General features: G+C 40.3%; 22 protein-coding genes and 1 pseudogene. 11 read left to right on the forward strand and 12 right to left on the reverse strand.

The window, feature by feature from the left end; genetic code table 11:
- Positions 1-114 precede the first annotated feature (114 nt).
- The 3 genes from MMP72_RS09070 to MMP72_RS09080 all read left to right on the forward strand — a co-directional run bounded on the left by MMP72_RS09070 (position 115) and on the right by MMP72_RS09080 (position 5019).
- On the forward strand, positions 115-1575 hold the full coding sequence (locus tag MMP72_RS09070) for a coniferyl aldehyde dehydrogenase (protein ID WP_241316552.1): 1461 nt from the start codon (positions 115-117) through the stop codon (positions 1573-1575).
- Positions 1576-2033: 458 nt separating this feature from the next.
- Positions 2034-3566: an outer membrane protein transport protein gene (locus MMP72_RS09075; protein WP_241316553.1), complete on the forward strand. Its 1533-nt coding sequence runs from the start codon at positions 2034-2036 to the stop codon at positions 3564-3566.
- Positions 3567-3789: 223 nt separating this feature from the next.
- A complete protein-coding gene (locus MMP72_RS09080; RefSeq protein ID WP_241316555.1) occupies positions 3790-5019 on the forward strand; it encodes an outer membrane protein transport protein in 1230 nt (409 codons plus the stop codon).
- 77 nt (positions 5020-5096) lie between these two features.
- Here MMP72_RS09080 and thrH read toward each other — a convergent pair whose 3' ends face one another.
- Positions 5097-5714: a bifunctional phosphoserine phosphatase/homoserine phosphotransferase ThrH gene (thrH, locus tag MMP72_RS09085; RefSeq protein WP_004669345.1), complete on the reverse strand. Its 618-nt coding sequence runs from the start codon at positions 5712-5714 to the stop codon at positions 5097-5099.
- A gap of 207 nt (positions 5715-5921) precedes the next feature.
- On the opposite strand from thrH, the gene MMP72_RS09090 reads away from it, so the two are divergent.
- Together MMP72_RS09090 and MMP72_RS09095 are read left to right on the forward strand one after the other, a co-directional pair.
- A complete protein-coding gene (locus MMP72_RS09090; RefSeq protein WP_241316557.1) occupies positions 5922-6542 on the forward strand; it encodes a phosphoadenosine phosphosulfate reductase family protein in 621 nt (206 codons plus the stop codon).
- Between the two features lie 223 nt (positions 6543-6765).
- Entirely contained in the window at positions 6766-8151 is a 1386-nt protein-coding gene (locus MMP72_RS09095; protein ID WP_241316559.1) for a wax ester/triacylglycerol synthase family O-acyltransferase, read from the forward strand.
- 33 nt (positions 8152-8184) lie between these two features.
- Here the strand turns inward: MMP72_RS09095 and MMP72_RS09100 are convergent, their stop codons facing one another.
- The 6 genes and pseudogenes from MMP72_RS09100 to MMP72_RS09125 form a co-directional block, all read right to left on the reverse strand.
- Positions 8185-8358 carry a PA1571 family protein gene (locus tag MMP72_RS09100; RefSeq protein ID WP_004669351.1) on the reverse strand — a complete coding sequence of 58 codons (174 nt, stop codon included), beginning with the start codon at positions 8356-8358 and terminating at the stop codon, positions 8185-8187.
- 135 nt (positions 8359-8493) lie between these two features.
- Positions 8494-9948 (reverse strand): ribonuclease G, encoded by a 1455-nt coding sequence (gene rng, locus MMP72_RS09105; RefSeq protein WP_241316561.1) that lies wholly within the window; start codon positions 9946-9948, stop codon positions 8494-8496.
- A gap of 42 nt (positions 9949-9990) precedes the next feature.
- Positions 9991-10557: a Maf-like protein gene (locus tag MMP72_RS09110; RefSeq protein WP_241316563.1), complete on the reverse strand. Its 567-nt coding sequence runs from the start codon at positions 10555-10557 to the stop codon at positions 9991-9993.
- Complete coding sequence (gene mreD, locus MMP72_RS09115) at positions 10545-11039, reverse strand: rod shape-determining protein MreD (protein WP_241316565.1); 495 nt, start codon at positions 11037-11039, stop codon at positions 10545-10547. The genes MMP72_RS09110 and mreD overlap by 13 nt, the downstream gene beginning before the upstream one ends.
- Positions 11026-11883 (reverse strand): annotated as a pseudogene (gene mreC / locus MMP72_RS09120) (rod shape-determining protein MreC); the annotation flags it as partial. The pseudogene mreC and the gene mreD, both read right to left, overlap by 14 nt.
- Before the next feature lie 17 nt (positions 11884-11900).
- Positions 11901-12923 (reverse strand): rod shape-determining protein, encoded by a 1023-nt coding sequence (locus MMP72_RS09125; RefSeq protein WP_277602766.1) that lies wholly within the window; start codon positions 12921-12923, stop codon positions 11901-11903.
- Positions 12924-13080: 157 nt separating this feature from the next.
- Here MMP72_RS09125 and gatC point away from each other — a divergent pair, with 157 nt between their 5' ends.
- The 4 genes from gatC (at position 13081) to MMP72_RS09145 (ending at position 17130) form a co-directional block, all read left to right on the forward strand.
- The gene (gene gatC / locus MMP72_RS09130) at positions 13081-13398 is read left to right on the forward strand and encodes an Asp-tRNA(Asn)/Glu-tRNA(Gln) amidotransferase subunit GatC (protein WP_241316569.1); all 318 of its coding nucleotides are present in this window, start codon (positions 13081-13083) and stop codon (positions 13396-13398) included.
- Between the two features lie 53 nt (positions 13399-13451).
- The gene (gene gatA, locus MMP72_RS09135; protein ID WP_241316571.1) at positions 13452-14930 is read left to right on the forward strand and encodes an Asp-tRNA(Asn)/Glu-tRNA(Gln) amidotransferase subunit GatA; all 1479 of its coding nucleotides are present in this window, start codon (positions 13452-13454) and stop codon (positions 14928-14930) included.
- Positions 14930-16399: an Asp-tRNA(Asn)/Glu-tRNA(Gln) amidotransferase subunit GatB gene (gene gatB, locus MMP72_RS09140; protein ID WP_241316573.1), complete on the forward strand. Its 1470-nt coding sequence runs from the start codon at positions 14930-14932 to the stop codon at positions 16397-16399. Before gatA ends, gatB begins: the two co-directional genes overlap by 1 nt.
- Before the next feature lie 86 nt (positions 16400-16485).
- Positions 16486-17130 (forward strand): hypothetical protein, encoded by a 645-nt coding sequence (locus MMP72_RS09145; protein ID WP_241316575.1) that lies wholly within the window; start codon positions 16486-16488, stop codon positions 17128-17130.
- A 76-nt stretch (positions 17131-17206) separates the two neighbouring features.
- Here MMP72_RS09145 and MMP72_RS09150 read toward each other — a convergent pair whose 3' ends face one another.
- The 4 genes from MMP72_RS09150 to MMP72_RS09165 all read right to left on the reverse strand — a co-directional run bounded on the left by MMP72_RS09150 (position 17207) and on the right by MMP72_RS09165 (position 21330).
- The gene (locus tag MMP72_RS09150) at positions 17207-18382 is read right to left on the reverse strand and encodes a RelA/SpoT domain-containing protein (RefSeq protein WP_241316576.1); all 1176 of its coding nucleotides are present in this window, start codon (positions 18380-18382) and stop codon (positions 17207-17209) included.
- A 284-nt stretch (positions 18383-18666) separates the two neighbouring features.
- A complete protein-coding gene (locus MMP72_RS09155) occupies positions 18667-19188 on the reverse strand; it encodes a hypothetical protein (RefSeq protein ID WP_241316578.1) in 522 nt (173 codons plus the stop codon).
- A gap of 81 nt (positions 19189-19269) precedes the next feature.
- Complete coding sequence (locus tag MMP72_RS09160; protein ID WP_241316580.1) at positions 19270-20340, reverse strand: DUF1176 domain-containing protein; 1071 nt, start codon at positions 20338-20340, stop codon at positions 19270-19272.
- A 75-nt stretch (positions 20341-20415) separates the two neighbouring features.
- Entirely contained in the window at positions 20416-21330 is a 915-nt protein-coding gene (locus MMP72_RS09165) for a LysR family transcriptional regulator (protein WP_241316582.1), read from the reverse strand.
- 100 nt (positions 21331-21430) lie between these two features.
- Between MMP72_RS09165 and MMP72_RS09170 the strand changes: the two genes are divergently transcribed.
- Together MMP72_RS09170 and MMP72_RS09175 are read left to right on the forward strand one after the other, a co-directional pair.
- Positions 21431-22003 carry a chromate transporter gene (locus MMP72_RS09170; RefSeq protein ID WP_241316585.1) on the forward strand — a complete coding sequence of 191 codons (573 nt, stop codon included), beginning with the start codon at positions 21431-21433 and terminating at the stop codon, positions 22001-22003.
- On the forward strand, positions 22000-22515 hold the full coding sequence (locus MMP72_RS09175) for a chromate transporter (RefSeq protein WP_241316587.1): 516 nt from the start codon (positions 22000-22002) through the stop codon (positions 22513-22515). The genes MMP72_RS09170 and MMP72_RS09175 overlap by 4 nt, the downstream gene beginning before the upstream one ends.
- 57 nt (positions 22516-22572) lie before the next feature.
- Here MMP72_RS09175 and sbmA read toward each other — a convergent pair whose 3' ends face one another.
- On the reverse strand, positions 22573-23769 hold the full coding sequence (gene sbmA, locus MMP72_RS09180; RefSeq protein WP_241316589.1) for a peptide antibiotic transporter SbmA: 1197 nt from the start codon (positions 23767-23769) through the stop codon (positions 22573-22575).
- Between the last annotated feature and the right edge of the window lie 116 nt (positions 23770-23885).

The following is a 23885-nucleotide window of genomic DNA, read 5'->3' on the forward strand; positions in this document are numbered from 1 at the left end:
ATCACGCATAGATTGGGTAATAATGCATAATGACTTAAATGAGTTTTGATCAATCGATCAGTTCCTTAGGCTAAGATAAAAATCAATCTAACGAAAAGCATAGAAGGAGAAATAATGAATCATCCTCACTCACAGACATCTGGGCAATCCGCCGATGAAAATATGCAAGCTGTTTTTGCGAAACAATCTGCTGCTTTTAATGCACAGCCCTACCCTGATTTAGATACACGACGTAGCAAATTATTTAACCTCAAAAAACAAATTATTCGTTATCAAGATGCCATAGCAACCGCAATCAATACTGACTTTAGCTCCCGCTCTCTCGATGAGTCCAAACTGCTCGATTTACTTGGTTCAGTATTAGAGGCAGAACATGCGATCCGCCACTTACGTAAGTGGATGCGACCAAGTAAACGTCGTACGGAGTTGCTTTTTTTATCCAATCGTTTACGTGTGCAATACCAACCTAAAGGGGTTGTTGGTGTTGTGGTACCTTGGAATTTTCCTGTTTATTTGGCACTCGGCCCTTTGGTTGCAGCCATTGCGGCAGGAAATCGCGTCATGATAAAACTTCCTGAGATCACCCCTGCGACCAACGCCATGATCAGAAGAATGCTGGCTGAAGTATTTCATGAAGATGAAGTATGTGTCTTTGGAGAAGAAATCACCAATCCTGCGCTCTTCACATCGCTGCCTTTCAACCATATTGTATTTACGGGTTCGCCTGCGATTGGACGTGTGGTAATGCGTGCAGCAGCAGAAAATCTAACCCCAGTAACACTTGAGTTGGGAGGTAAATCCCCAGCACTGATTAGCCGTCATTATCCTTTAGCAGATGCGGCAAAACGAGTTTTACATGGTAAGGCAACAAACTGCGGTCAGATCTGTGTTGCCCCAGACTATGCACTGGTACCTAAAGAAAAAATTGATCAGTTCGTACAAGAATGTAAAACGAATTTCACCGCAATGTACGGCAATGACATTCGCAATAATGAAAACTATACCTCTATCGTTAATGATCGCCACCTGAAGCGCGTATTAGAAATACTTGATGATGCAAAAGCAAAAGGCGCTCAGATCATTGCATGTGGTGAATATAATCCTGAACAAGATGCACGCCGTATGCCAGTGCATATCGTACTGAATTGCACAGCAGACATGCGCATTATGAAAGAAGAGCTATTTGGTCCTGTTTTACCTATAGTGGCTTATGATGCTTTAGATGAAGCGATTCATTATATTAAATCGGGTGAACGGCCATTAGCTTTATATTGTTTTACACATGACTCAAATGAACGTGATCACATTTTAAAACAAACCCATTCAGGTGGCGTCACCATCAATGATTGGGGATGGCATGTGGTCAATCATGATGCTCCTTTTGGGGGAGTAGGCAACTCAGGTATGGGAACCTATCATGGTGAAGAAGGTTTCCGTGAGCTTTCACATGCAAAAACGGTATTTATTCGTCATCGCTTCTTCCCTACCCAATTATTTTACCCACCTTATGGCACTTGGGTACAAAAGCTCGCTTTAAGTTTCTTCCTCAAAAAAGGTGATCCAAACATACAATAAAACAATTTATAAAAATGCAGCAGCTATCAACTGGATAGCTGCATTTTTATAGCAACGGATTAAGTTTGGAATACAAATAACAGAAAATAATCTAAGTATTCTCGTAAATCTAAAAAACCAAGAACAAATTCCTATTTTTACAAAAAATCTTTGACCTTAAAAAAAATATTTTTCTTAAAAATGCAAAAAAACACTCCACTCAGACGAAAAAAATAAACTATATTAATCATAATATTATCAATAAAAACACAGATGTATAGCATATATATCGATTACTTTTCATTCATTTTCATCTAAAAAATCGTACTGAATAGTTCATTTAGAACATTTACTCTTATTTTAATTATGGTATTTTTGTTACATGAAGTTATAGCCAATCAAATATAAATGACTTTATTGTCGTCATTTCATAGCTTCTCAACACTTAAGAATCTTAAAAGTTCAAGGAAAGATTTAAAATGAAATTAAAACACCTTAGCACTGCAATGATCTTAGCAACGTTACCTGCAACTGGAGTTTTTGCAGCGGCGTTAGACCGTTCAGGTCAGTCTATGTCTGCTTTTTTACAGCCAGGCAACTACTTTGAAGCTGGAATTTCAGTTTTGGACCCGACAGTAGAAGGACAAGAAGCTGGTGGAACTCCAACAACACGCAAAATTGATGATATGGCGGGAGATTATTTTTTCCCAAGCGCTGCCTTAAAACTTCAACTCACTGACAAGTTCTCATTTGGCTTACTCTACGATCAACCATTTGGTGCTGATGCAAAATATACGGGTGACAACGTATTCGTATCTGGTCCAAACGACGGTGTTTTGAGTCAAAGTGCCCTTAATAATTTAGCAACTAAATCTATTACGCAATTAGTCGGTGCTGCTGGTTCAGCATTTGGACCAGCACTTCAAGCGGTAACAGGTGTCACTGGCGGGGATCCAGCAAATCCAACTCAACAAGAAATTTTGGGTGCGTTACAACAAGTTGCTCAGGGTGGTAATGCAACCGTCGCTGGCGGACTTCAGCAACTTCAACAAACTCAAGCTGCTTTAGAAGCGGCAAAAGGTTTTCTTGGTTCAAGTACCGGGAACAATAGCACTCAAGTAAAAGTTGATACTCAAAACCTTTCTATGGTCTTTGGATTTCAACCAAATCAGAACTTTAACTTTTATGCAGGTCCAGTGCTACAAACCGTTAAAGGTAATGTAAACCTCCGCGGTGAAGCGTACAGTGTTTATAATGGCTATGATGCTAGCATCAAAGAAACCACTGGTGTGGGTTGGTTAGCGGGCGCCGCATATCAAATTCCTGAGATTGCACTCAAAGCTTCGATCACCTATCGTTCAGAAATCGATCATGATGTAAAAATCAAAGAAGATATTTCATTATTAGGATTCCCGCAATTAGCAGGTGTTCTGGGTGGCTTAGGTGTTGATGGGTCACAACTTATTTCTGCTCTGAATGCTGATAAGAAAACCAAAATTACTACACCACAATCTGTCAACCTTGATTTTCAAACAGGGATCATGGCCAATACCGTTGCCTTTGCCAATGTACGTTGGGTGAACTGGAAAGACTTTTCAATTCAACCTTACAAATTTGGTGAACTATCTAAAGCATTGGGTGGCGCTGGTTTAGTCGCAGGTAAACCAAATGGTTTCAATCTAGTAGAGTACTCTGAAGATCAATGGTCAGTAAACGCAGGTGTTGGTCGTAAACTCAGCGAACAATGGGCAGGTAACGTTTCTGTAGGTTGGGATTCTGGCGCAGGTAATCCAATCACAACTTTAGGTCCAACTGATGGCTACTGGAATGTTGGTTTAGGTGTTCAATATAGCCCTACTCCAGCTACATTTATCGCTGGTGGCGTGAAGTACTTCTGGTTAGGCGATGCTAAAGCTCAAACTGGCGCTCAAGCAGGTACTAATGAATACGTTGCTAAGTTTGAAGACAACAATGCGATCGCATACGGTTTAAAAATCGGTTACCGTTTCTAATCTATATCAACAAAGAAAGACCGTCACATGACGGTCTTTTTTTGCACAAAATTTACCAATAAATAAGAAGTTTAGAGTGATTAATCTATAAATCTATATGACTCAACACCTTTCCATGACTTTAGCAGTTCATTTATTGACATTTGTAAAATATTTAGGCTTCTCAAATTTATGTTACTTTCCGCAGCATTCTTGTTACACCCTGATATGAGAGAAAATATCAATGAAGCTGCATGCCATTCAAAAAGCTGTTTTACTTAGTTTACTACCAACGACCTCAGCATTTGCTGCTGCATTAGATCGTTCGGGTCAGTCAATCGCTGCATTTTTACAGCCAGACAACTATTTTGAAGCGGGTATTACCTTTCTGAGCGCAGATGTTTCAGGAAAAGATACGTCACAAAACGCTACTGGCGATATGGCAAACTATTACTACTCACCAAGTGCTGCATTAAAAATTCAAGCCACTGAACATTTTTCGGTTGGTCTACTCTATGACCATCCTTATGGTGCAGATGCACAATATAGTGGTCAAAACAATTTTGTCGAAAATCGACCTGTTCCGTTTAATGGTCGAACATCAGTTACGGTAAGTACCGAAAATTTAAATTTACTTTTTGGTTATCAACCAAATCAAAATTGGAATCTTTATGCTGGCGCAGTTTATCAAACACTGGATGCCACCGTATTATTGCGTGGTGAAAGCTATAGTGCCTATAGTGGCTATGACTTTAAAACAGGTAAAGATGAAGCTGTAGGTTGGCTAGCAGGTGTTGCTTATCAAATTCCTGAAATTGCACTCAAAGCATCTGTAACGTATCGTGCCAAAATCAAGCATGAAATGAATGCTTATGAAAAGCATGGCGTAGCAGGTATGACTGGCAATACGGGTTTTGATGCGCTTTTAAATCAAATTAATCATTCTGAAGGCCAAACTGAAATCACCACACCACAATCCGTCAATCTTGATTTTCAAACGGGAATCATGGAAAACACAGTTGCATTTGCAAATTTACGTTGGGTGAACTGGAAAGACTTTGCGATTCGTCCTTATAAATTTGGTGCTGCTTCAACATTACCTCCAATCGTTGCTTCAACAGGTAAAAAAGACGGTTTTGATTTGGTTGCTTATACCGAAGATCAATACTCGATTACTGCAGGTGTTGGACGTAAGATCAACGACCAATGGGCCGGTAATGTATCAGTCGGTTGGGATTCTGGCGCAGGTAACCCTGTGACCACATTAGGTCCAACTGAAGGTTATTGGAATGTGGGTGTGGGTATTCAATATAGCCCTACTCCTGCGACTTTTATTGCTGGCGGTGTAAAATACTTCTGGCTAGGTGATGCTAAGGCTCAGTCTGGTTCTCAGTTCAACACACCAGGCTATGTTGCAGAATTTGAAGATAATGATGCTATCGCATACGGTTTAAAAATTGGTTATAAATTCTAATTTTGATCGATAAAACAAAAGGCGCTCATAGCGCCTTTTGTTTTATGCATTTTTCACACAATGGTGAGAAATATATTTTATTCTGGAATATTACGTTGCGATACCGAACGAATCGCTTGTTTTAATGCTTCATAGCCATGAAGTGGTGGGAATTGAGGAAACTCAGCAATCACATTATCTGGCGCATCAAATAAAAAGCCATGATCCGCTTCGCCCAGCATAGTAGTATCGTTATAAGAATCACCCGCTGCGATCACACGGAAATTCAAACCATGTAAGGCTTTGACAGCTTGACGCTTTTGATCAGGTTGACGCAATTTATACGCGGTAATCATACCATTTTCATCTGTCTCAAGTTTATGACAGAAAATCGTTGGCCAGCCTAATTGTTTCATCAAAGGATGAGCAAATTCATAGAACGTATCCGACAAAATAATCAGTTGAAAATGAGTACTGACCCATTCAACAAATTCTTTCGCACCTTCAAAAGGCCCCATATCTGCAATCACAGCTTGAATATCGTTTAAACCCAAACCATGTTGTTTTAAGATATTCAAACGTTGTGTCATAAGCACATCATAGTCTGGAATATCACGCGTGGTTGCTTCGAGTTCTTTAATCCCTGTTTTTTTTGCGAAATTAATCCAGATTTCTGGAACTAAAACACCTTCAAGATCTAGGCATACGATTTCCATGCTTATCCAAATATCCTATATGTTAAAAATTGCGATAGTTTAACATGGAGAGAGGTTGAGCAATTGCCCTTTTTTCATACTCTAAGCATCGATTTTTTGAATAAGAATTTCTTAGCGGACATATCCGATGAGACATAATTCCATTACTATATAAGGTAGTGTGTCGTGTATACGATAAAGACCGATGATAAGAAAAGGCAACGCGTTATGACTTTAAACTTGGATCAAATCAATACAGAATTTGGCAATGATGCTGAAAAACTCATTGAATGGGCATTAAGCTTAAATGAAAAAGCCATTGTGACAACGAATTTTCGTCCTTTTGAAGCTGTCATTTTACATCTGTTGACCCGTGTCAAACCAGATATCCAAGTGGTATGGATGGATAATGGCTACAATACTGAAACAACCTATAAGTATGTTGATGAAATTACCAAACTGTTGAACCTCAATCTTCTGACTTATTTACCAAAGCGTTCACGTGCACATCGTGAGGCATTGGAAGGTACTGTTCCAGCACTCGATGATCCAAAACATGAAGCCTTTACTGCCGAAGTAAAATTAGAACCATTTGAACGTGCATTACGCGAAACTGCACCCAAAGTTTGGTTTACAGCTTTACGTGCAACAGATACGGCTGTTCGTGCGGAAATGGAGTCTGTGAGTATCAATCCAGATGGTCTAATCAAAGTTGCACCATTATTAAAATGGACGTCAAAAGACCTATGGGAATATATGCAAAAACATAACCTTCCTGACAATGAAGATTATTTTGATCCGACCAAAGGTGAAGAACACCGAGAATGCGGTTTACATCTAAATCACTAAATCGAATAGCTTCGTTAAAATAAAACCACTGATTCATCAGTGGTTTTATTTTTTATGACTGCCCTGTACAAAGTCATATTTTAACCAGAACAAACCGTATATACTCGACAGAACGGTTCAATAATTCTAATAAGAGTTATAGGGTCTGTTGACACTTCATGGTTGAAATATCAACAAATCCTACGAGTATCTTATAAAAAATGCGACGAGAGGCTAATCTGCTATGCGCCCATTACACCCAATCGACTTCATTTTTCTTTCATTAGAAAAAAGGCAACAACCTATGCACGTAGGGGGCTTGTTTTTATTCGAACTTCCTGAGAATGCTTCACCGACGTTCGTGCATGACTTAGTGGAAGAAATTCGTCAATCAAAAAGCATCCCCGTTCCCCCTTTTAACAACCAACTCAACGGTTTATTTTGGGGTGAGGACAATGAATTCGATTTAGATCACCATTTCAGCCATATTGCCCTACCGAATCCTGGACGTATTCGCGAATTACTGGTCTATATTTCACAGCAACATAGTTCACTGATTGATCGCGCTAAGCCATTATGGACCTGTGACATTATCGAAGGTATTGAAGGTAATCGCTTTGCGATGTATTTCAAAATCCACCATGCGATGGTCGATGGCGTGGCTGGTATGCGTTTGATTGAAAAATCACTGTCTAAAGATCCAAACGAAAAACATGTGGTGCCATTATGGTGTGTAGAGGGTAAACGGGCTAAGCGTTTGAAAGCGCCAAAGCCACCAAGTGTGAGCAAAATCAAAGGCTTTTTGAATGGCGTCAAATCACAACTTGAAGTAACGCCAAAAGTCTTGCAAGAGCTTTCTCAAACCATTTTTAAAGAAATGGGGAAGAATCCAGATTATGTTTCTACTTTTCAGGCACCACCTTCAATTTTAAACCAACGCGTAAGCTCCGCACGTCGTTTCGCTGCACAGTCCTTTGAGCTGGATCGTTTCCGCGCAATCGCAAAAACACTAGGCGTCACGTTGAATGATGTGGTATTGGCCGTATGCTCAGGCGCATTGCGTGAGTATTTAATTAGTCACGACAGTTTGCCGAAAAAACCGTTGATTGCAATGGTTCCAGCCTCATTACGTACCGATGACTCGGATGTAAGCAACCGAATTACCATGATCTTGGCAAATCTTGCAACGCATATCGAAGACCCGATTGAACGTCTGGAAATCATTCGTCGTAGCGTACAGAACTCAAAACAACGTTTTAGTCGTATGACTGCAAATGAAATTTTGAATTATAGCGCTGTGGTTTATGGTCCTGCGGGACTCAATATTGCATCAGGGATGCTGCCTAAACGCCAAGCATTTAACCTTGTGATTTCGAATGTACCAGGACCACGTGAGCCTTTATATTGGAATGGTGCGAAACTCGATGCATTGTATCCAGCATCTATCGTCATGGATGGTCAGGCGCTGAATATTACCTTGACCAGTTATTTAGACAAATTAGAAGTGGGGTTAATCGCGTGTCGTAATGCATTACCTAAAATGCAAAACTTGCTGACTCATTTAGAAGAAGAAATTCAACGCTTTGAACAAAAGATTCAAGAATTAGAAAAGCAAAAAATTGCGAATTAACGTTCAAAAAACTAAGGGGCTTTCAATGGCCCCTTATTTTTTAATTGCGCGACACCGTTGTAGCAGTTGGTGGCAAGCAGAGCGGATCATGGCTGTGGTAATTGGAACTTCTTTACCTTGGCTATCGACCATATAGCATGTATTTACAGGCGTGCTGTCCAAAACATGCTTAAAACCGTGACTCACCAATCTTTTACTAACATTCATATTTATATACCTCATTATATTTGCTAAGACATTGAAAAATGCCTATGGCTCATCTTATGGTTCTAGTATTTAAAATTCATGATAGAAAGTAAAATTTCAGTTGTAACAAGGATTAAGCGAAATCTTGTTACAACTTTAGCTTAAAATGATATCGTATTGCTCTTGCGTATATAAATTTTCCACTTGGAATTTTATGACACGATTCACAAAATGTTCTAAATCCGCGACAGCTGGGGCTTCTGCTGTTAATAGCCGATCGATCACTGCTGGATGCGCAACGACAGTAAAGCCACCCTTTGAGTCGAATGCACGAGCATATCGCATGATCTCACGAAATATTTCGTAACATACTGTCTCTGCTGTTTTCACATATCCCCGTCCTTGACAGGTTGGGCAGGATTCACAAAGCAAATGTTCCAAAGATTCACGCGTACGTTTACGTGTCATTTCCACTAAACCAAGCTCTGAAACTTGAGTAATCTTGGTTTTCGCATGATCGCGTTCAAGCATTTTCTCAAACTGACGCATCACCTCTTCACGATGCCCAGCTTCTTGCATATCAATAAAATCAATGATCAGAATACCGCCCAAATTACGCAAGCGCAGTTGTCGACTAATCACTTGGGTGGCTTCCATATTGGTTTTAAAAACCGTATCTTCTAAGCTTCGACCACCGACATAAGAACCCGTATTGACATCGATCGTGGTCATTGCCTCAGTCTGGTCGATCATCAAATAACCACCAGATTTCAATGCAACACGCGTTTGCAGAGCTTTTTGAATATCTTCTTCGACGTTATACAAATCAAATAATGGTTTTTCCCCCGGATAGTGAATCAGGCGGTTTTTGATCATCGGTACAAATTCATCGACAAACTCGCTGAGCTTGGCATGAATTTCACGTGAATCAACATAAATCTTCGCCGTTTCACCACTCGCAAGATCACGGACAATGCGTTGTGGGAGTGGTAATTCTTCAAAAATGATTTCTGGTGTCGCAACTTCTTTTTGTTTGCGTTGAATATATTCCCAGAGTTTACTCAAATAATTCATATCTTGGGCGATTGCAGCTTCATCAACGCCTTCTGCCGCAGTACGAACAATCACACTACCCGGAAGAAGATGTTGTTCTTGAATATGCTCAATGATGCCACGCAGTCGATCTCGTTCTTCCTCAGATTCGATACGCTGAGACACCCCAATATGATTGCCATACGGCATTAACACGAGATAACGCGATGGAATAGAAAGATCGGTACTTAAACGCGCACCTTTGGTCCCCAACATGTCTTTCATGACTTGAACCGTCAGCATTTGCCCCGGATGTAAAAGTTCAAAAACATTTGGGGTGGGCTGTGAACGTGGCCAGACCATATCATTGATATGTAAAAAAGCAGTCCGTGATAAACCAATATCGACGAAAGCAGCTTGCATACCGGGCAATACCCGTACAACTTTGCCTTTGTAAATATTACCGACCAACCCACGTTTTACTGTACGTTCAACAAATAGCTCATTGACCGTACCATTTTCGATTAATGCCACACGACATTCCATCGGTGTGACGTTAATTAGCAACTCTTCTGCCATAACCAACTCAAAACTTTATAAAAATTCTTATATCCGAAAGTATTAGCGAAATGCCTTTATGCTTTCTAATAACTGTGCTGTTTCATACAGAGGCAAACCAACGACATTGCTATAACTGCCTCGAATTTGAGGAATATATTGTGCAGCAATCCCTTGTATCGCATACGCCCCTGCCTTTCCTATCGGCTCACCCGTTGCCCAGTATTTTTCCATTTCTGTATGGCTTAGCTGCTGTAACTCAACTTGTGTGCGAACCACTGTACTCAAAATCTGAGACGATGTTGCCACACATACACCAGAAAATACATCATGCCACTGTCCTGAAAGTTCTGACCAGATTTCAAATGCATGCTGCTTGGACTCTGGTTTACCGATGATCTTTCCAGCAAAACTTAAACTGGTATCTGCGGCAATCACGATTGCTTCAGGATAACGCATTAAAACAACGCTGGCTTTGTTTCTTGCCAAACGTTCAACATATTGCTCAACAGTTTCACCCGCTAACACCGTTTCATCAACCGCTGGACTAAAAACCTGAAAGTCCAAACCGAGTTGCTGTAACAGCTCCTGTCGACGAGGTGAGCTGGATGCTAAAATTATATTCGCCATTTATGTAAACAAGCATAAATAACTGGCCATGCGAGTATACCTGTAATGAGAGGTTGCCAATGGCGAGCGATCGAGAAATGGGTACCTGCAATCGTTTGAGACATCCACAAAAACGTAATATGTGCAATGATCGCAATAATGGCAATCACCCATGAATTACCAAAGGTCAAAATTCGACGTTCACGGATAAAATATCGTGTCGCAAAACAAATCAGAACAAAACTTAGTGCATTTAAGCCAAGCGGTGCATCTAACAATAAATCGACAAAGATTCCCATCGCAAATGCGAACCAAATACCACACCAAACAGGCTGATAAAGAATCCAAAATAGCATAATCATCAGCATCACAGAGGGTCGCCAGCCTGATGTATCATAGGCCAATGGATAGACCACCAGTACCGACCCGATCACAATGGAGATAATAATCATCCAAAGTGGATCTTTATTTGTTCTGGCATAATTTAATTTAGCGATCGGCATAAGGTTGCTCCTTTGCCAACGATTCTGAGAACAGAACCACGACATGATGGCCACTTGCCAACTGAGCAGTCGGCATGACATCAATTTCAGCAAACTCACCAGAGTTATGACGACTAACCTTAGAAACGGTTCCGACTAAGTAACCTGCTGGAAAGTGTTCGCCTAGACCAGAACTAAATACTTTGTCGCCCACCTTAATATTGGCACTGGTTGGAACATATTCCATTTTGAGTTGCCCCAAATCCCCTGTTCCCGACACAATCGCACGCATCCCTGTACGCTCTAAACGTACCGATAAGGAGTGTTCTTTATCTGAAAGTAACATGATTCGGGCGCTATGCGGATAGACATTAATAATCTGCCCCATAATCCCTTTGTCATCTAAAACGGTCTGACCGACTTTAAGATGATCGAGAGCACCGCGATTGATAATAATAATATGGCGCAGTGGGTCAGCATCGGTACCGATCACTTCGGCGATTTGCATACGCCCATCAATAATCAATGGCGTATCCAGTAGACCACGTAATCGATTATTTTCAGCAGAGAGTTCTGAAAGTTTTTGCAAGCGAACCTGTGCTTGCAATAGCTCTGCTTGCATCGCGGTATTTTCACGACGCAATTGAGCTTCAGACTTGGTTTGTTGATTCAGCCATTCTCGCGACAGTACAGGGTAACTTGCCAGCGCATAAATTGGATTATACGCAGCGTACAATACTTCCCTTGCTGGTTGAACCACATGGGGCATGCGCCAATCAAAGAAAAGCACCACCAAGCATGTAATGACCGCGATAACAAACGAACGAAAAGAGGGCGGTTTTCTTGAAAAAAGATTCGGTTGCACCGCCTATTCCTTATGAATTAACCAACAAACAGCATGTCATGGTTTGGATTGTCAAAGAACTCTAATACTTTACCTGCACCACGCGTAACACAGGTCAGCGGTTCTTCTGCCACCACGACAGGTAAGCCTGTTTCTTGTGCAATCAACTTATCGAGATTACGGAGTAATGCACCACCACCGGTTAACACAATCCCACGCTCAGCAATATCAGAAGAAAGTTCAGGTGGTGTTTGTTCAAGTGCCGATTTCACTGCACTGACAATACTTTGTAATGGATCAGTAATCGCTTGAGTAATTTCATCTGAAGTCACGGTAATGGCACGAGGCACGCCTTCAGCCAAGTTACGACCACGCACTTCAATCTCAAGCGTTTTGCCATCTGCATCTGCAATCGCCATACCGACTTCTTTTTTAATCACTTCAGCAGTTGTTTCACCGATGACACAACCATGTGCTTTACGAACATAATTGATAATTTGCTCATCAAAGACATCACCACCAATACGTAGCGAATCTGCGTAAACACAGCCTTGTAATGAAATAATGGCAATTTCAGTGGTACCACCACCAACATCAACCACCATTGAACCACATGCTTGCTCAACTGGCATACCTGCACCAATCGCAGCAGCCATTGGCTCTTCGATCAGACGAACCTCTCGCGCACCAGCATTGAATACGGCTTCACGAATCGCGCGACGTTCAACCAAAGTCGATTTGCATGGTACACAGACCACAACTTTTGGATGATTCGGGAACAAGCGTTTTTCATGTACTTTACTGATAAACTGATGCAGCATCGTTTCAGTCACTTCAAAATCAGCAATCACACCATCTTTCATGGGACGAATGGCTGAAATATTCGCTGGGGTACGGCCTAACATTTGTTTAGCATCAAGACCAACAGCAGCAACTATTTTTTGTGAACCACTGTGACGAATCGCCACAACAGTCGGTTCATTTAATATAATGCCACGGCCTGGTGCATAAATCAGTGTATTTGCAGTACCTAAATCTATGGCTAAATCCGGCGAAAACAAGCCAAGTAGTCTTTTTAGAATCACGGGGGCGTTCTCAATTAAACTTTGTGTGAATACAAGGTGGCAACTTTAACTAAATGTGATGATTTGAACAAGTCAATCGCTTATTATAACGCACGATATTTTGAATTTTTTTGATACTGAATTAGGTAAAGTTATGTCTACATCATCTGATGCGTCACAGACAGCGGATCTAAATGCGCAAACTGTATCGCAAATCGCAAATTTGGCTCGCTTATCCCTAAATGACACGCAATCTGCTGAATATGCTCAAAGTTTAAATAAAATCTTAGGTATGATGGAAACGTTAAAAGGCATTAACACCGATGATGTTGAGCCTTTAAAAAGCCCATTCGATCACCCACAACCCTTACGTACCGACGTTGTGAGTGAAAGTAATCACCGTGATGAATACCAAGCAGTCGCTCCTGCGACAGAAGCAGGTTTATACCTTGTACCTCGTGTAATTGAATAATTTTTATTCGATTAGTCAATATTTTATATTTAGAATGTAAAGAAATTTTTCATATGACAGATTTACATCGCTTATCAATTCGTGAACTCTCTGAAGGCTTACAACAAGCCCAATTTTCATCACGTGAATTGACTGAACACTATTTAAAACGTATCGCCAAAATTGACGCAAAAGTAAAAAGTTATGTGACGGTGACAGCAGAACAAGCACTGATTGAGGCTGATGCCGCTGATGCTGCACTGAAAACGGGCAATGCCCACGCGCTTGCAGGTATTCCACTGGCACATAAAGATATTTTTTGTACCCAAGGCATTAAAACCACTGCGGGTTCAAAAATACTGGATAATTTCATTTCACCTTATGATGCAACTGTGGTTGCTAAAGCCAAAGCCGCAGGTCTTGTGACTTTAGGCAAGGTGAACATGGATGAATTCGCCATGGGTTCAACCTCTGAAAGCTCTTATTTTGGTGCAACAGGTAATCCTTGGGCATTGGATCATGTGCCAGGTGGTTCTTCAGGTGGCTCTGCTGCTGCTGTAGCGGCTGATCTAGCGCCGATTGCCACAGGTACGGATACTGGCGGCTCAATCCGTCAACCTGCCTCATTCTGCGGTTTAACGGGCTTAAAACCGACCTATGGTCGTGTATCTCGCTTTGGGATGATCGCCTATGCTTCATCATTGGATCAAGGCGGTCCAATGGCACGTTCTGCTGAAGACTGTGCGTACTTGATGAATGTCATTGCAGGTCATGATGCCAAAGACTCAACTTCTATTGATAAAGCAGTAGATGATTATGTTGCAAACTTAAACGGCACATCAGTCAAAGGCTTACGCATCGGGATTCCAAAGCAATACTTCAATGTTGCTGGTTTAGACGCAGATGTCAAAGCACGGGTCGAAGAATCATTGAAAAAGCTTGAAGAAATGGGCGCAACCTTAGTTGAGATCGATCTCAACATGACCGAAGCCTATGTTCCGACCTATTACTTGATCGCACCTGCTGAAGCGTCATCAAACCTGTCACGTTTTGATGGTGTACGTTATGGCTACCGCTGTGAAAATCCTGTGGACTTGATGGACTTATACAAGCGTTCACGTTCTGAAGGATTCGGTGCAGAAGTACAACGTCGTATCTTGATTGGTACTTATGCCCTTTCTGCTGGTTATTATGATGCATACTATGTCAAAGCACAGAAAGTACGTCGTCTGATCCAACAGGATTTCTTAAAAGCCTTTGAAAATGTCGATGTGATTGCTGCGCCATCTGCACCAACAACTGCTTATAAAATTGGTGCGAATCTCAGCCCGACTGAAATGTATTTAGGCGATATTTACACACTTGCAGTGAACTTGGCAGGTCTTCCAGCGATTAATGCACCTGTTGGTTTTGATAAAGACAGCTTGCCTGTGGGCTTACAGCTCATTGGTAACTACTGGTCAGAATCACAATTGCTTTCGATTGTGCATCAATATCAACAAAATACAGACTGGCATACCAAACGTGCGGCAATTGCTGAGGAGAATGCATAATGACTGAAGCTCAAAAGTTAAAGCTCATTGACGGTTGGGAAGTCGTTATCGGGATTGAGATCCATACTCAGCTTGCTACTAAGTCTAAAATCTTCTCAGGTTCATCGACTGAATTTGGTCAAGACCCAAATACGCAAGCGAGCCTTGTTGATTTGGCGATGCCGGGTGTACTGCCTGTATTGAATGCAGAAGTAGTTGATCTTGCGATTCGCTTTGGTCTAGGTATCGATGCTTATATCGACCAAGCCTCTGTGTTTGCACGCAAGAACTACTTCTACCCAGATTCACCAAAAGGCTACCAGATCAGCCAGATGGACAATCCAATTGTCGGTCTAGGTCATATCGACATCCAGCTTGAAGATGGCACCACCAAGCGCATAGGCGTAACACGCGCACATCTTGAAGAAGATGCCGGTAAATCGATCCATGATCAATTCGAAGGTATGTCTGGTATCGACTTAAACCGTGCAGGTACACCACTGCTGGAGATCGTTTCTGAGCCTGATATGCGTTCGGTTGAAGAAGCGGTTGCTTATATCAAATCAATTCACACTTTAGTGCGTTGGTTAGGTATTTCTGATGGCAACATGGCAGAAGGTTCATTCCGTTGTGACTGTAACGTGTCTTTACGTCGTCCGGGTCAACCGTTTGGTACACGTTGTGAATTGAAAAACCTCAACTCATTTCGTTTCATTGAACAAGCGATCAATGTTGAAATTGAACGCCAAATGGAAATTTTGGAAGACGGCGGCAAGATTGACCAAGAAACACGTTTGTTCGATCCAGTGAAAATGGAAACGCGTTCAATGCGTTCGAAAGAAGAAGCGAACGACTACCGTTACTTCCCTGATCCTGACTTACTTCCTGTAATCATTGCTGATGAACAAATTGAAGCGGCACGTGCTGCGCTTCCAGAATTGCCTAAAGCGCGTCGTGCACGTTTCATCGCTGACTTTGGCGTGACTGAATACGATGCACATGTCTTGACGCTGTCACGCGAAATAGCGGACTTCTACGAAGCTGTTGTGGTTGCTGCGGGCGGCGCAAAACAAGGTAAAGTGTCTGCAAACTGGGTGATGGGTGAATTCTCAGGTGCTTTAAACAAAGCAGGCTTAGAATTGGTGGACTCTCCTGTTTCTGCTGAGCAATTGGGTGGCATGATCGCGCGTATTGTCGACAATACCATTAACGGCAAAATTGCGAAGCAAGTGTTTGGCTTTATGTGGGAAGCAGAAGGTAAATCTGCGGATGACATTATTGCTGAAAAAGGCTTAAAGCAAGAAACTGATACGGGTGCGATTGAAGCAATCATTAAAGAAGTGCTTGCAGCCAATGAAAAAATGGTCGAAGAGTACAAGTCTGGTAAAGAAAAAGCCTTTAATGGTCTCGTTGGTCAAGTCATGAAAGCTGCAAAAGGTAAAGCCAATCCAGCTCAAGTGAATGAATTAATGAAGAAATTGATTGGTTAATTTAACTAGTTAAATTAACAAAAAGCCTCGATAAATCGAGGCTTTTTTGTATAATGTTTTTCATTGCATAAAACCAACAAGCAGAAATGGAATTTATAAACCCTATATCAGCAATCATTGCAGTAATTGTTGCTATTTTTTCTATACCAAAGTCCTTACATTCTATCAATGAATTTAGACGAAAAAAATTTAAAGATGAATTAGAAAATTATAAAGAATATTTTGAAAAATTTTATAATTGTGAAAAGAATATTTATCCCAAATTACTACAAGATAAAGCAGCTCAAAATATTACTCGAACACAAGAAACAAGTGCATACTTAGTGAATTACTTTATTGATTTACACGAAAAAAATCTTGTTAATTTTGATAAGGTCACTGAACATTATCATTGGGGTAATCGCTTCATCCACATCGATGATCAAGATTCAACTATAATTTTCAAGCCAAAAACATTTTTATCAAAGAGGGTTTGTTCAATAAATTATTTTTTATATGCTTTTTTTATAGGTATTAGTATCTTTATTTTTTTAGGGAAGATAAATTTATTCAATGTAGAATGGTTGAATAATTTTTTGGGTATCGCAAATTTAATTTTAGGAATAGCATGTTTAAGAACTGCGGATGATATGCATGAAGCACTAAAATTCCTAAAATCAATGAATCCCCCTAAAAGAAAATTATCTACTAGAGATGAAAAATTAAACACTCTTACAGAGAGCAATAATTAATAAAATAATCATAGTTTTTAATAGGAAGTAATGTTCATATCTTAGCTGATAGTTCAGTTCGTATCTTTAAAAACATTTAGGTATACATCTGTTTAATTCTTTGCACACTACCTAAAGTTGCGGCAATTTTTATTAAACCAATATAAGATAAAAAAATTTCTGAATCAGCAAAATAATTTGGATAAGCCTCTTTTAAGCCACCTATTGCATTTGTTGAAAGAAGTGCAACAATCCACTTTTTATCTTTAGATAATAATTGTTCATATTGACTGTATCTTTGAGACGCAAGAGTTTGTTCTGATTTTTTAAAAAACTCATCCTCAATTTTACCTGTCTGTACATTAAGTCTTATCAGTACCAAGCCTTCTGTGTATTTTTTAGCGACAATACCTTTATTCAGATCATTCAAAGAAGAGCAATATACAGAGAATTGTTTCTCAACTGTAATTGTACCATCTCCTCTATCTACAAAATTTTTAATACTTACACATTGCCTTATCAGTTGCTGGTTTTGAATCACTTTAGTCAAATACTCTTTAGTTAATTGAGCTTTGTTGTCAGAAATAAAACCTTGTAAATTTTCAATTATCTGAAACTGATCACTTACATCTTTAAAAAATTTTTTATAATCATAAAAACCATCATCACTTTTTAAATTCTGACCAGTAAAAATATCAACTATTTCTAGCGTCGTAGCCCAACTATGTTGAAGCTTTGTTCTTATCTGAAACTCAATTTTTCTTTCGTCACTTGATTCATTGTTAAACTTCCCAACAATATGTAGACTCCTATATCCGTCAGTTTTTGGCTGAAGAATATAATTATCCATTTTGATAAAATTACTACCATTATAGAAACAATACTCATTAGCTAATATTTTATAAATTGAGTCTACTTGCTTTAGGTTTGAAACAACAACTCTTACTCCTCCAATATCTTGCATATTTTTTAATTGCATTCCATCGAAGCGTTTAAGTTTTCTTTTTATCGATTCAAAACGCTTTAAACGCTTTGCTATAAAGGCTTTTTTATCAATCCTATGTATGAAACGATTTAGCAGCTCATGTGCAGCATTCAATGGCATAATATGGCTATCTCTCCAATAAGTTAGAACTTCCATTGTTTGGTCTAACAATTGAGGATCGTCTAATAACCCATCTTTGATTAAAGCTTCACCTGCACGAACTACATCTTTCTTAGAAAAGGTCATAATAGCGACTGTTGATTTTTTTCTTATCTTATTAGAATACATAATTTTTTTCCATTTTCACGACACAACAACCGTTCACATTTTAATCAAATAGAATATAAATTTACCAAAATTCTTTATTTTTATCTAAAAATTGAGCTAGGTAAAAATATTTAAATTAGCCTTACATAAATTATTACAACACACATTAATGCTATATTAAATGTACTAAATTTAACCACCTCTTAATTTAATAAAATTTTATAGACAAAAATCAACACAAATTTATTTGGAGCTATCAATAACAACTTTGTATATCCATTCACTAAATTAGTTGGTAAAACTCATCACTCCCCTCTTAACACACCCAACTTATTCCAAATATCAGGTGTTAAAAAAGTCGTGACTAACTTATTCAGATCAATATAACGCAACGTGCCTTGCAACTGCTGTCTTACTGCTGGGTCTTTTACAATATCCTCACCCGCACTCTGCCCTAACTGCTGAAAAGCCTCTCCAACCGCTTGAATCCCCTCAGCTTGAATTACCGCCTTAGTCTGAGTTGAACACTGCTCCACAATCACACGCTGTAACACCTGTGCTAATTTCTGGTCCAACTGAGTTTTCTGCTCAGGCGTGACATTACTAAACGTTTTTAAATCAGGATGTGCAGCTAAAGCACTATACGTCCATTGCAGCACTGTAGTTTTATCGGCTGCCGTAGTGGCTTTGACTAAACAATCACTGAGTTGATCAACTGTTGGTCCTGCCATCACGACTTGAGTTGTTCCCAATACAGCCACAGCCATTAACACAGAACGACTCAAATGAGAAAATTTACGACGGGGAGAAATATAAACATGAGACATAAGCACAGTTCCAAATTGCAATCTGTCTCTTTGTACCATAGAGCCAATACGATCATCTGTGAGACTGTGTAACCACAGCTATCATTTCACAACCGCTTCGATCAAATCCAATTCCCACACACCACCAGCGGCTAAACCTTTACACATCCCCGTCCACATATCCCTACTTTGCACAAACTTTTGACCATCCCAAACCCACTCTGAACTAGACCAACAATCCCCAACGCCTCGCCCTTTTTGCGCACTGCCAATGATTCCAGCACCAAAGTCAGAAGCATGTTCCGTTACAAAAGTGGCTTTGCCCTTTAAAGACTCATCCAACACCCACGCGCCATAACCTTCATTATAAGCGGCACGCCAGCATAAGCTCATCGCTAAGACTTTATTATTGCTTAATTTATAGAGTTGAATCGGCTGAGATTGCGCACCATCACTGGCATAATCATAAGTACCCTCACAGAAACCGTCCTCTTTTGGTATCGGTTGCGCTGCCATTAAACGTTGATAAACAGATGGGTACTGCTTATTACTCAGTTGCAAGGTCAAATAAGGCTCAGTCGCTGTATTGACCCGCTTGATCACTCTTTTAGACTGAGCCTTTAAGACCTTAGATTCATCGCCTTTGCCTTTTTTTACCAATGCACCTACTGTTCCGACACGCTTCTGAAAATCATCCATTTTCAACAATGTAGCTGTCATACCAGCATCCGAGATTTGCCATTGGAAAGACGCATTTTTAAATACAATTTCAGCTTTTTGTTGTGCCTGCTGCAATAAAGCAGTAACTTGCGGTGCAGACAGTTTTCCCATCAAAGGCGACTCATTACCATCCACCGTGACCTGACCTAAGTCTTTGCCATTCACATAGAACCGAATATTTTTAAGTTTATTGGCAGGGATGCTTTGTTCGTCATAAAGTGCTAAAGCAAATTGGGCTGTAACCGCTTGCCTCGCACCTGCTGGACGGATCAAAAACAATGAGGCTGGGTTACCTTCGCCATCATAGGCTTGATAGCCTGCCGCACGACAAGTGCCAGTATTACTACAATACATTTCCCAGTTTTGATGGAAAAAAGCAATGCCTTTGATCTCTTGGGCGACAGCAACGGAACTCAACACAACTAAACAACAACCTGACAGCAATTTTCTCATGGCTTTTCTCTATTTAATCTATTTATTATCAATATCTATAATCAGTTTAAAGCGTTTTGAAATCTCGGATCACATCTAAACAGATGGCTCATTCGTTATGCTACTCGCATTTAATAAACTCAGGAAATGCTTGATACGTACATTGTTATCCCGAGCACGAAAAATTGCATAAATGGGTGCGATACAAGGTTTTTCTGCTTCGAGCGCTCGATACACGATCTGCTTACTCCAGAAATCTTGAATCGAAGCAGGCACGATCGAAAGCCCAATCCCTGCTGCAATCAAATTTAAACTTGACGTTAACCGTGGTGCTTCCTGAACAATATTCGGGTTAAAACCTGCCTGATAGCAGTTTGCCAGAATATTATCAAATAAGTCTTGTCCTGCTAGACGACGATATAACACAAATTCATACGGTTCTAAATCCAGCAGATGAATCGTGCCATGTGCCTCGACCAAAGGATGATTACTGGGTAATGCCACGACCAAAGGTTCATCGAGTACATGCATACTCTGTACTTGAGCATGTATCGGGGCGGGTTTGCGTAGAAATACGATGTCCAACTTTTCATTGATAACAGCATCCGTTAGCGCACTACTGCTGTCCTCTTCCAAATGAATGGCAACCGCAGGATACTTTTCTCGGAACTGACGCAGCAAAGCAGGTAAAAATGGATGTAGTCCTGCTGAATTGGTGAAGCCAATATTAATCTGACCTTCCTTTCCTTGCGCAATATTGCGGACTCTTTGAGGAATGGATTCAGCGTGATCCAAAATCGTCAACGCCTCTTGGTATAAAGCTTTACCAGCCTCTGTCACTTCAACACCACGTGGCAATCGTTTTAATAAGACGGTATCTAAGTCTTTTTCCAGACTTTTTATCAGCCGAGTCAATGGCGGCTGTTGTATATGCAGCCGCACTGCCGCTTTCGAGATATTGCTTTCTTCAACAACAGCAATAAATGCTTTGAGTTTATGAATATCAATCATACATACCTTGAAAGTATAGATAAGGAAAAATAAAGCATTTGTAAATATACCACTATTCCTCGATCCTATCAGCAGTAAGGTCAATGAGGAAAATATCCCAATGAAGGCTCAAGCCATATCAATAAAAAATGAATCATCATCGACAGTGCCTGATAACAAGGCGCTGTTTATAGGATTTATGAAATTGGGATTGATCGGCTTTGGCGGTGTTCTACCACTGGCATATCGAGTCATTGTAGAAGAACAGAAATGGTTAAATGAAGCTAAATTTACTGATCTGCTCGGTATTTGTCAGATACTACCAGGCGGCAATATTATCAATATGGCCGTTGCAATCGGCATGGAATTCCAAGGTGTTAAAGGTGCGGTGAGTTCGCTTCTTGGGCTTATTTCTGCGCCGACTGCCATTGTACTGATCATCTATCAACTGTATGAGCATTTTCAATACTTAGCCGCTGTCAAGCATCTGCTTCAAGGCTTGGCGGCTGCCGCTGCGGGCTTACTATTTGCAACGGGTATTAAAATGTTGAAACCCATTCTAAAAAACCATCTGACCGTTTTTACGATTTCACTGACCTTTATCTTTATGCTTTGGGTCAAGCTGCCTTTGGTGCTGATCTTGGTTATTTTACTTGCAATGAATATGTTGGTATTAGGAGTGAAAAAATCATGATTTTACTCACACTCGCGATCATATTCACGCAACTGTCTCTGGTTGCTTTTGGTGGGGGCAATGCCATCTTGCCAGAAATGCAGCATCAAGTCGTTACCGTCCATCAATGGATGACTGCCGAACAATTTAGCTCACTGTTTGCAATGGCACAGGCTGCCCCTGGACCCAATATGATGGTCGTTCCATTAGTCGGTTGGCATGTTGCAGGTCCAGCAGGACTCCTCGTAACATCCATCGCCAAATTCGGGCCATCATCCATTATTACCATTTATGCGCTCAAGTTTTGGCAACGATTTAAAGATCATCATTTACGGGCACGTTTTGAAAAAGCACTAAAACCAATTACTGTCGGCTTGGTTCTTGTAAGCGCATGGCTGATTGCTGACGCTTCTGCACAAAACCTATTACTGGTACTCATCGTTATTTTAACTGCTGTGCTCGGCTTATTTAAAAAGGTACATCCTTTATGGGTCATGGCTTTAGGAGCTGGATTAGGCATCTGTTTTTTATAAAAATAAAGACATAAAAAAACCTGCATGCTATATCCATGCAGGTTTTTCATGAATGGCTTATTTATCTAAAATTGATTCAAAAGCTTTAAGACGTTTATGAATCGACAAAAGCTCGATAATCGTTTTCCATGATGTAATCAAATATTGAAAAGAATCACGCACCCGATTAAACACACCTAAAATTTGTTGTAATAAACCCAACGTTAATTTCCCTGCTGCAATGGCAGGAAATAACACCACGAAATTATATAAAATATCGAGCTGTCCATACCACGTTGCGGTCATATTGAAATAAGCATAGTGGAAGTAAAGTCGGAAATAGTTTTTTCGAACCTGACCAAACAGCTCTTTTAAGGTTAAAGGTTCGGCACGATCCGCATGGTCTTCACCATAGACCAGTTCTTTACGATAAGCCGCCTCAACTTTTTGATTGTTAAATTGTAGACCTGGTAATTTAACCCCAACGACGACCAACAACACGGTTCCAAATATAGACCAAGTCACTGCGGCCCAAACCAAGGAATGTTCAATCTCCCCAATAATGGGAATGACAGGCACATGCTTAGATAGTTGGAATAACAAAGGTAAAAAGGCAATCAGTGTCATGATCGCTTTGACAAATTCCACGCCCAAATCTTCAACGATTGAAGCAAAACGCATGGTGTCTTCTTGCACACGTTGTGAAGCACCCTCAACATGTCGGAGCTTTTCCCAGTGCTCTACATAATATTCATTCATCGCAGTACGCCAGCGAAAGACGTAATGACTGGTAAAGAAAATATTTAAGATGGCTAAAGTCACATAAACCATTGCGATATATAGAAAAACCAGCGTCTCTCGATATAATTCAGTGACATCACCTCCGCCATTGGTGAGCATTTTCTGAATCAGATCCCAGAAAGGAACATACCAAGCATTGATGGCAACACTGACTTGTACACCAAACCAGATATTAAACAGGATGAATGCTGAACCCCAAATCGACCAACGCTGCCATTTATTATCCGAAAAGAATCGCCAAAATCCAGCAAACAAAGCTGTCGCAATCACAAACCAAATATAAAACCACAGGGATGAGGGTTCCCAAAAACGACTAACACCTACGGGTAATGTAGCCTCTGCATATCCTTGAGGGAAACCTAGATATTCGCCCCAAGTATTCCCACCTAAAAACCAAGCCAAGGTATTAATGGTGATCCAAACAATCACTGAAATAAAAAATAGGCGTGGATTCGGAAAAAAAGATTTAAACATTGTGCTTAACAATCCTTGTTGTGCTGCTTTTGATGAGCTAGTGCCATGCTATATGACCAAACTTAAACTGGATTCAAAAAAGTTTAATGGATTGTAGTTATTTACCTGTTTTTTCA

The organism is Acinetobacter sp. NIPH 2699, assembly GCF_022549355.1.
Lineage (GTDB): Bacteria > Pseudomonadota > Gammaproteobacteria > Pseudomonadales > Moraxellaceae > Acinetobacter.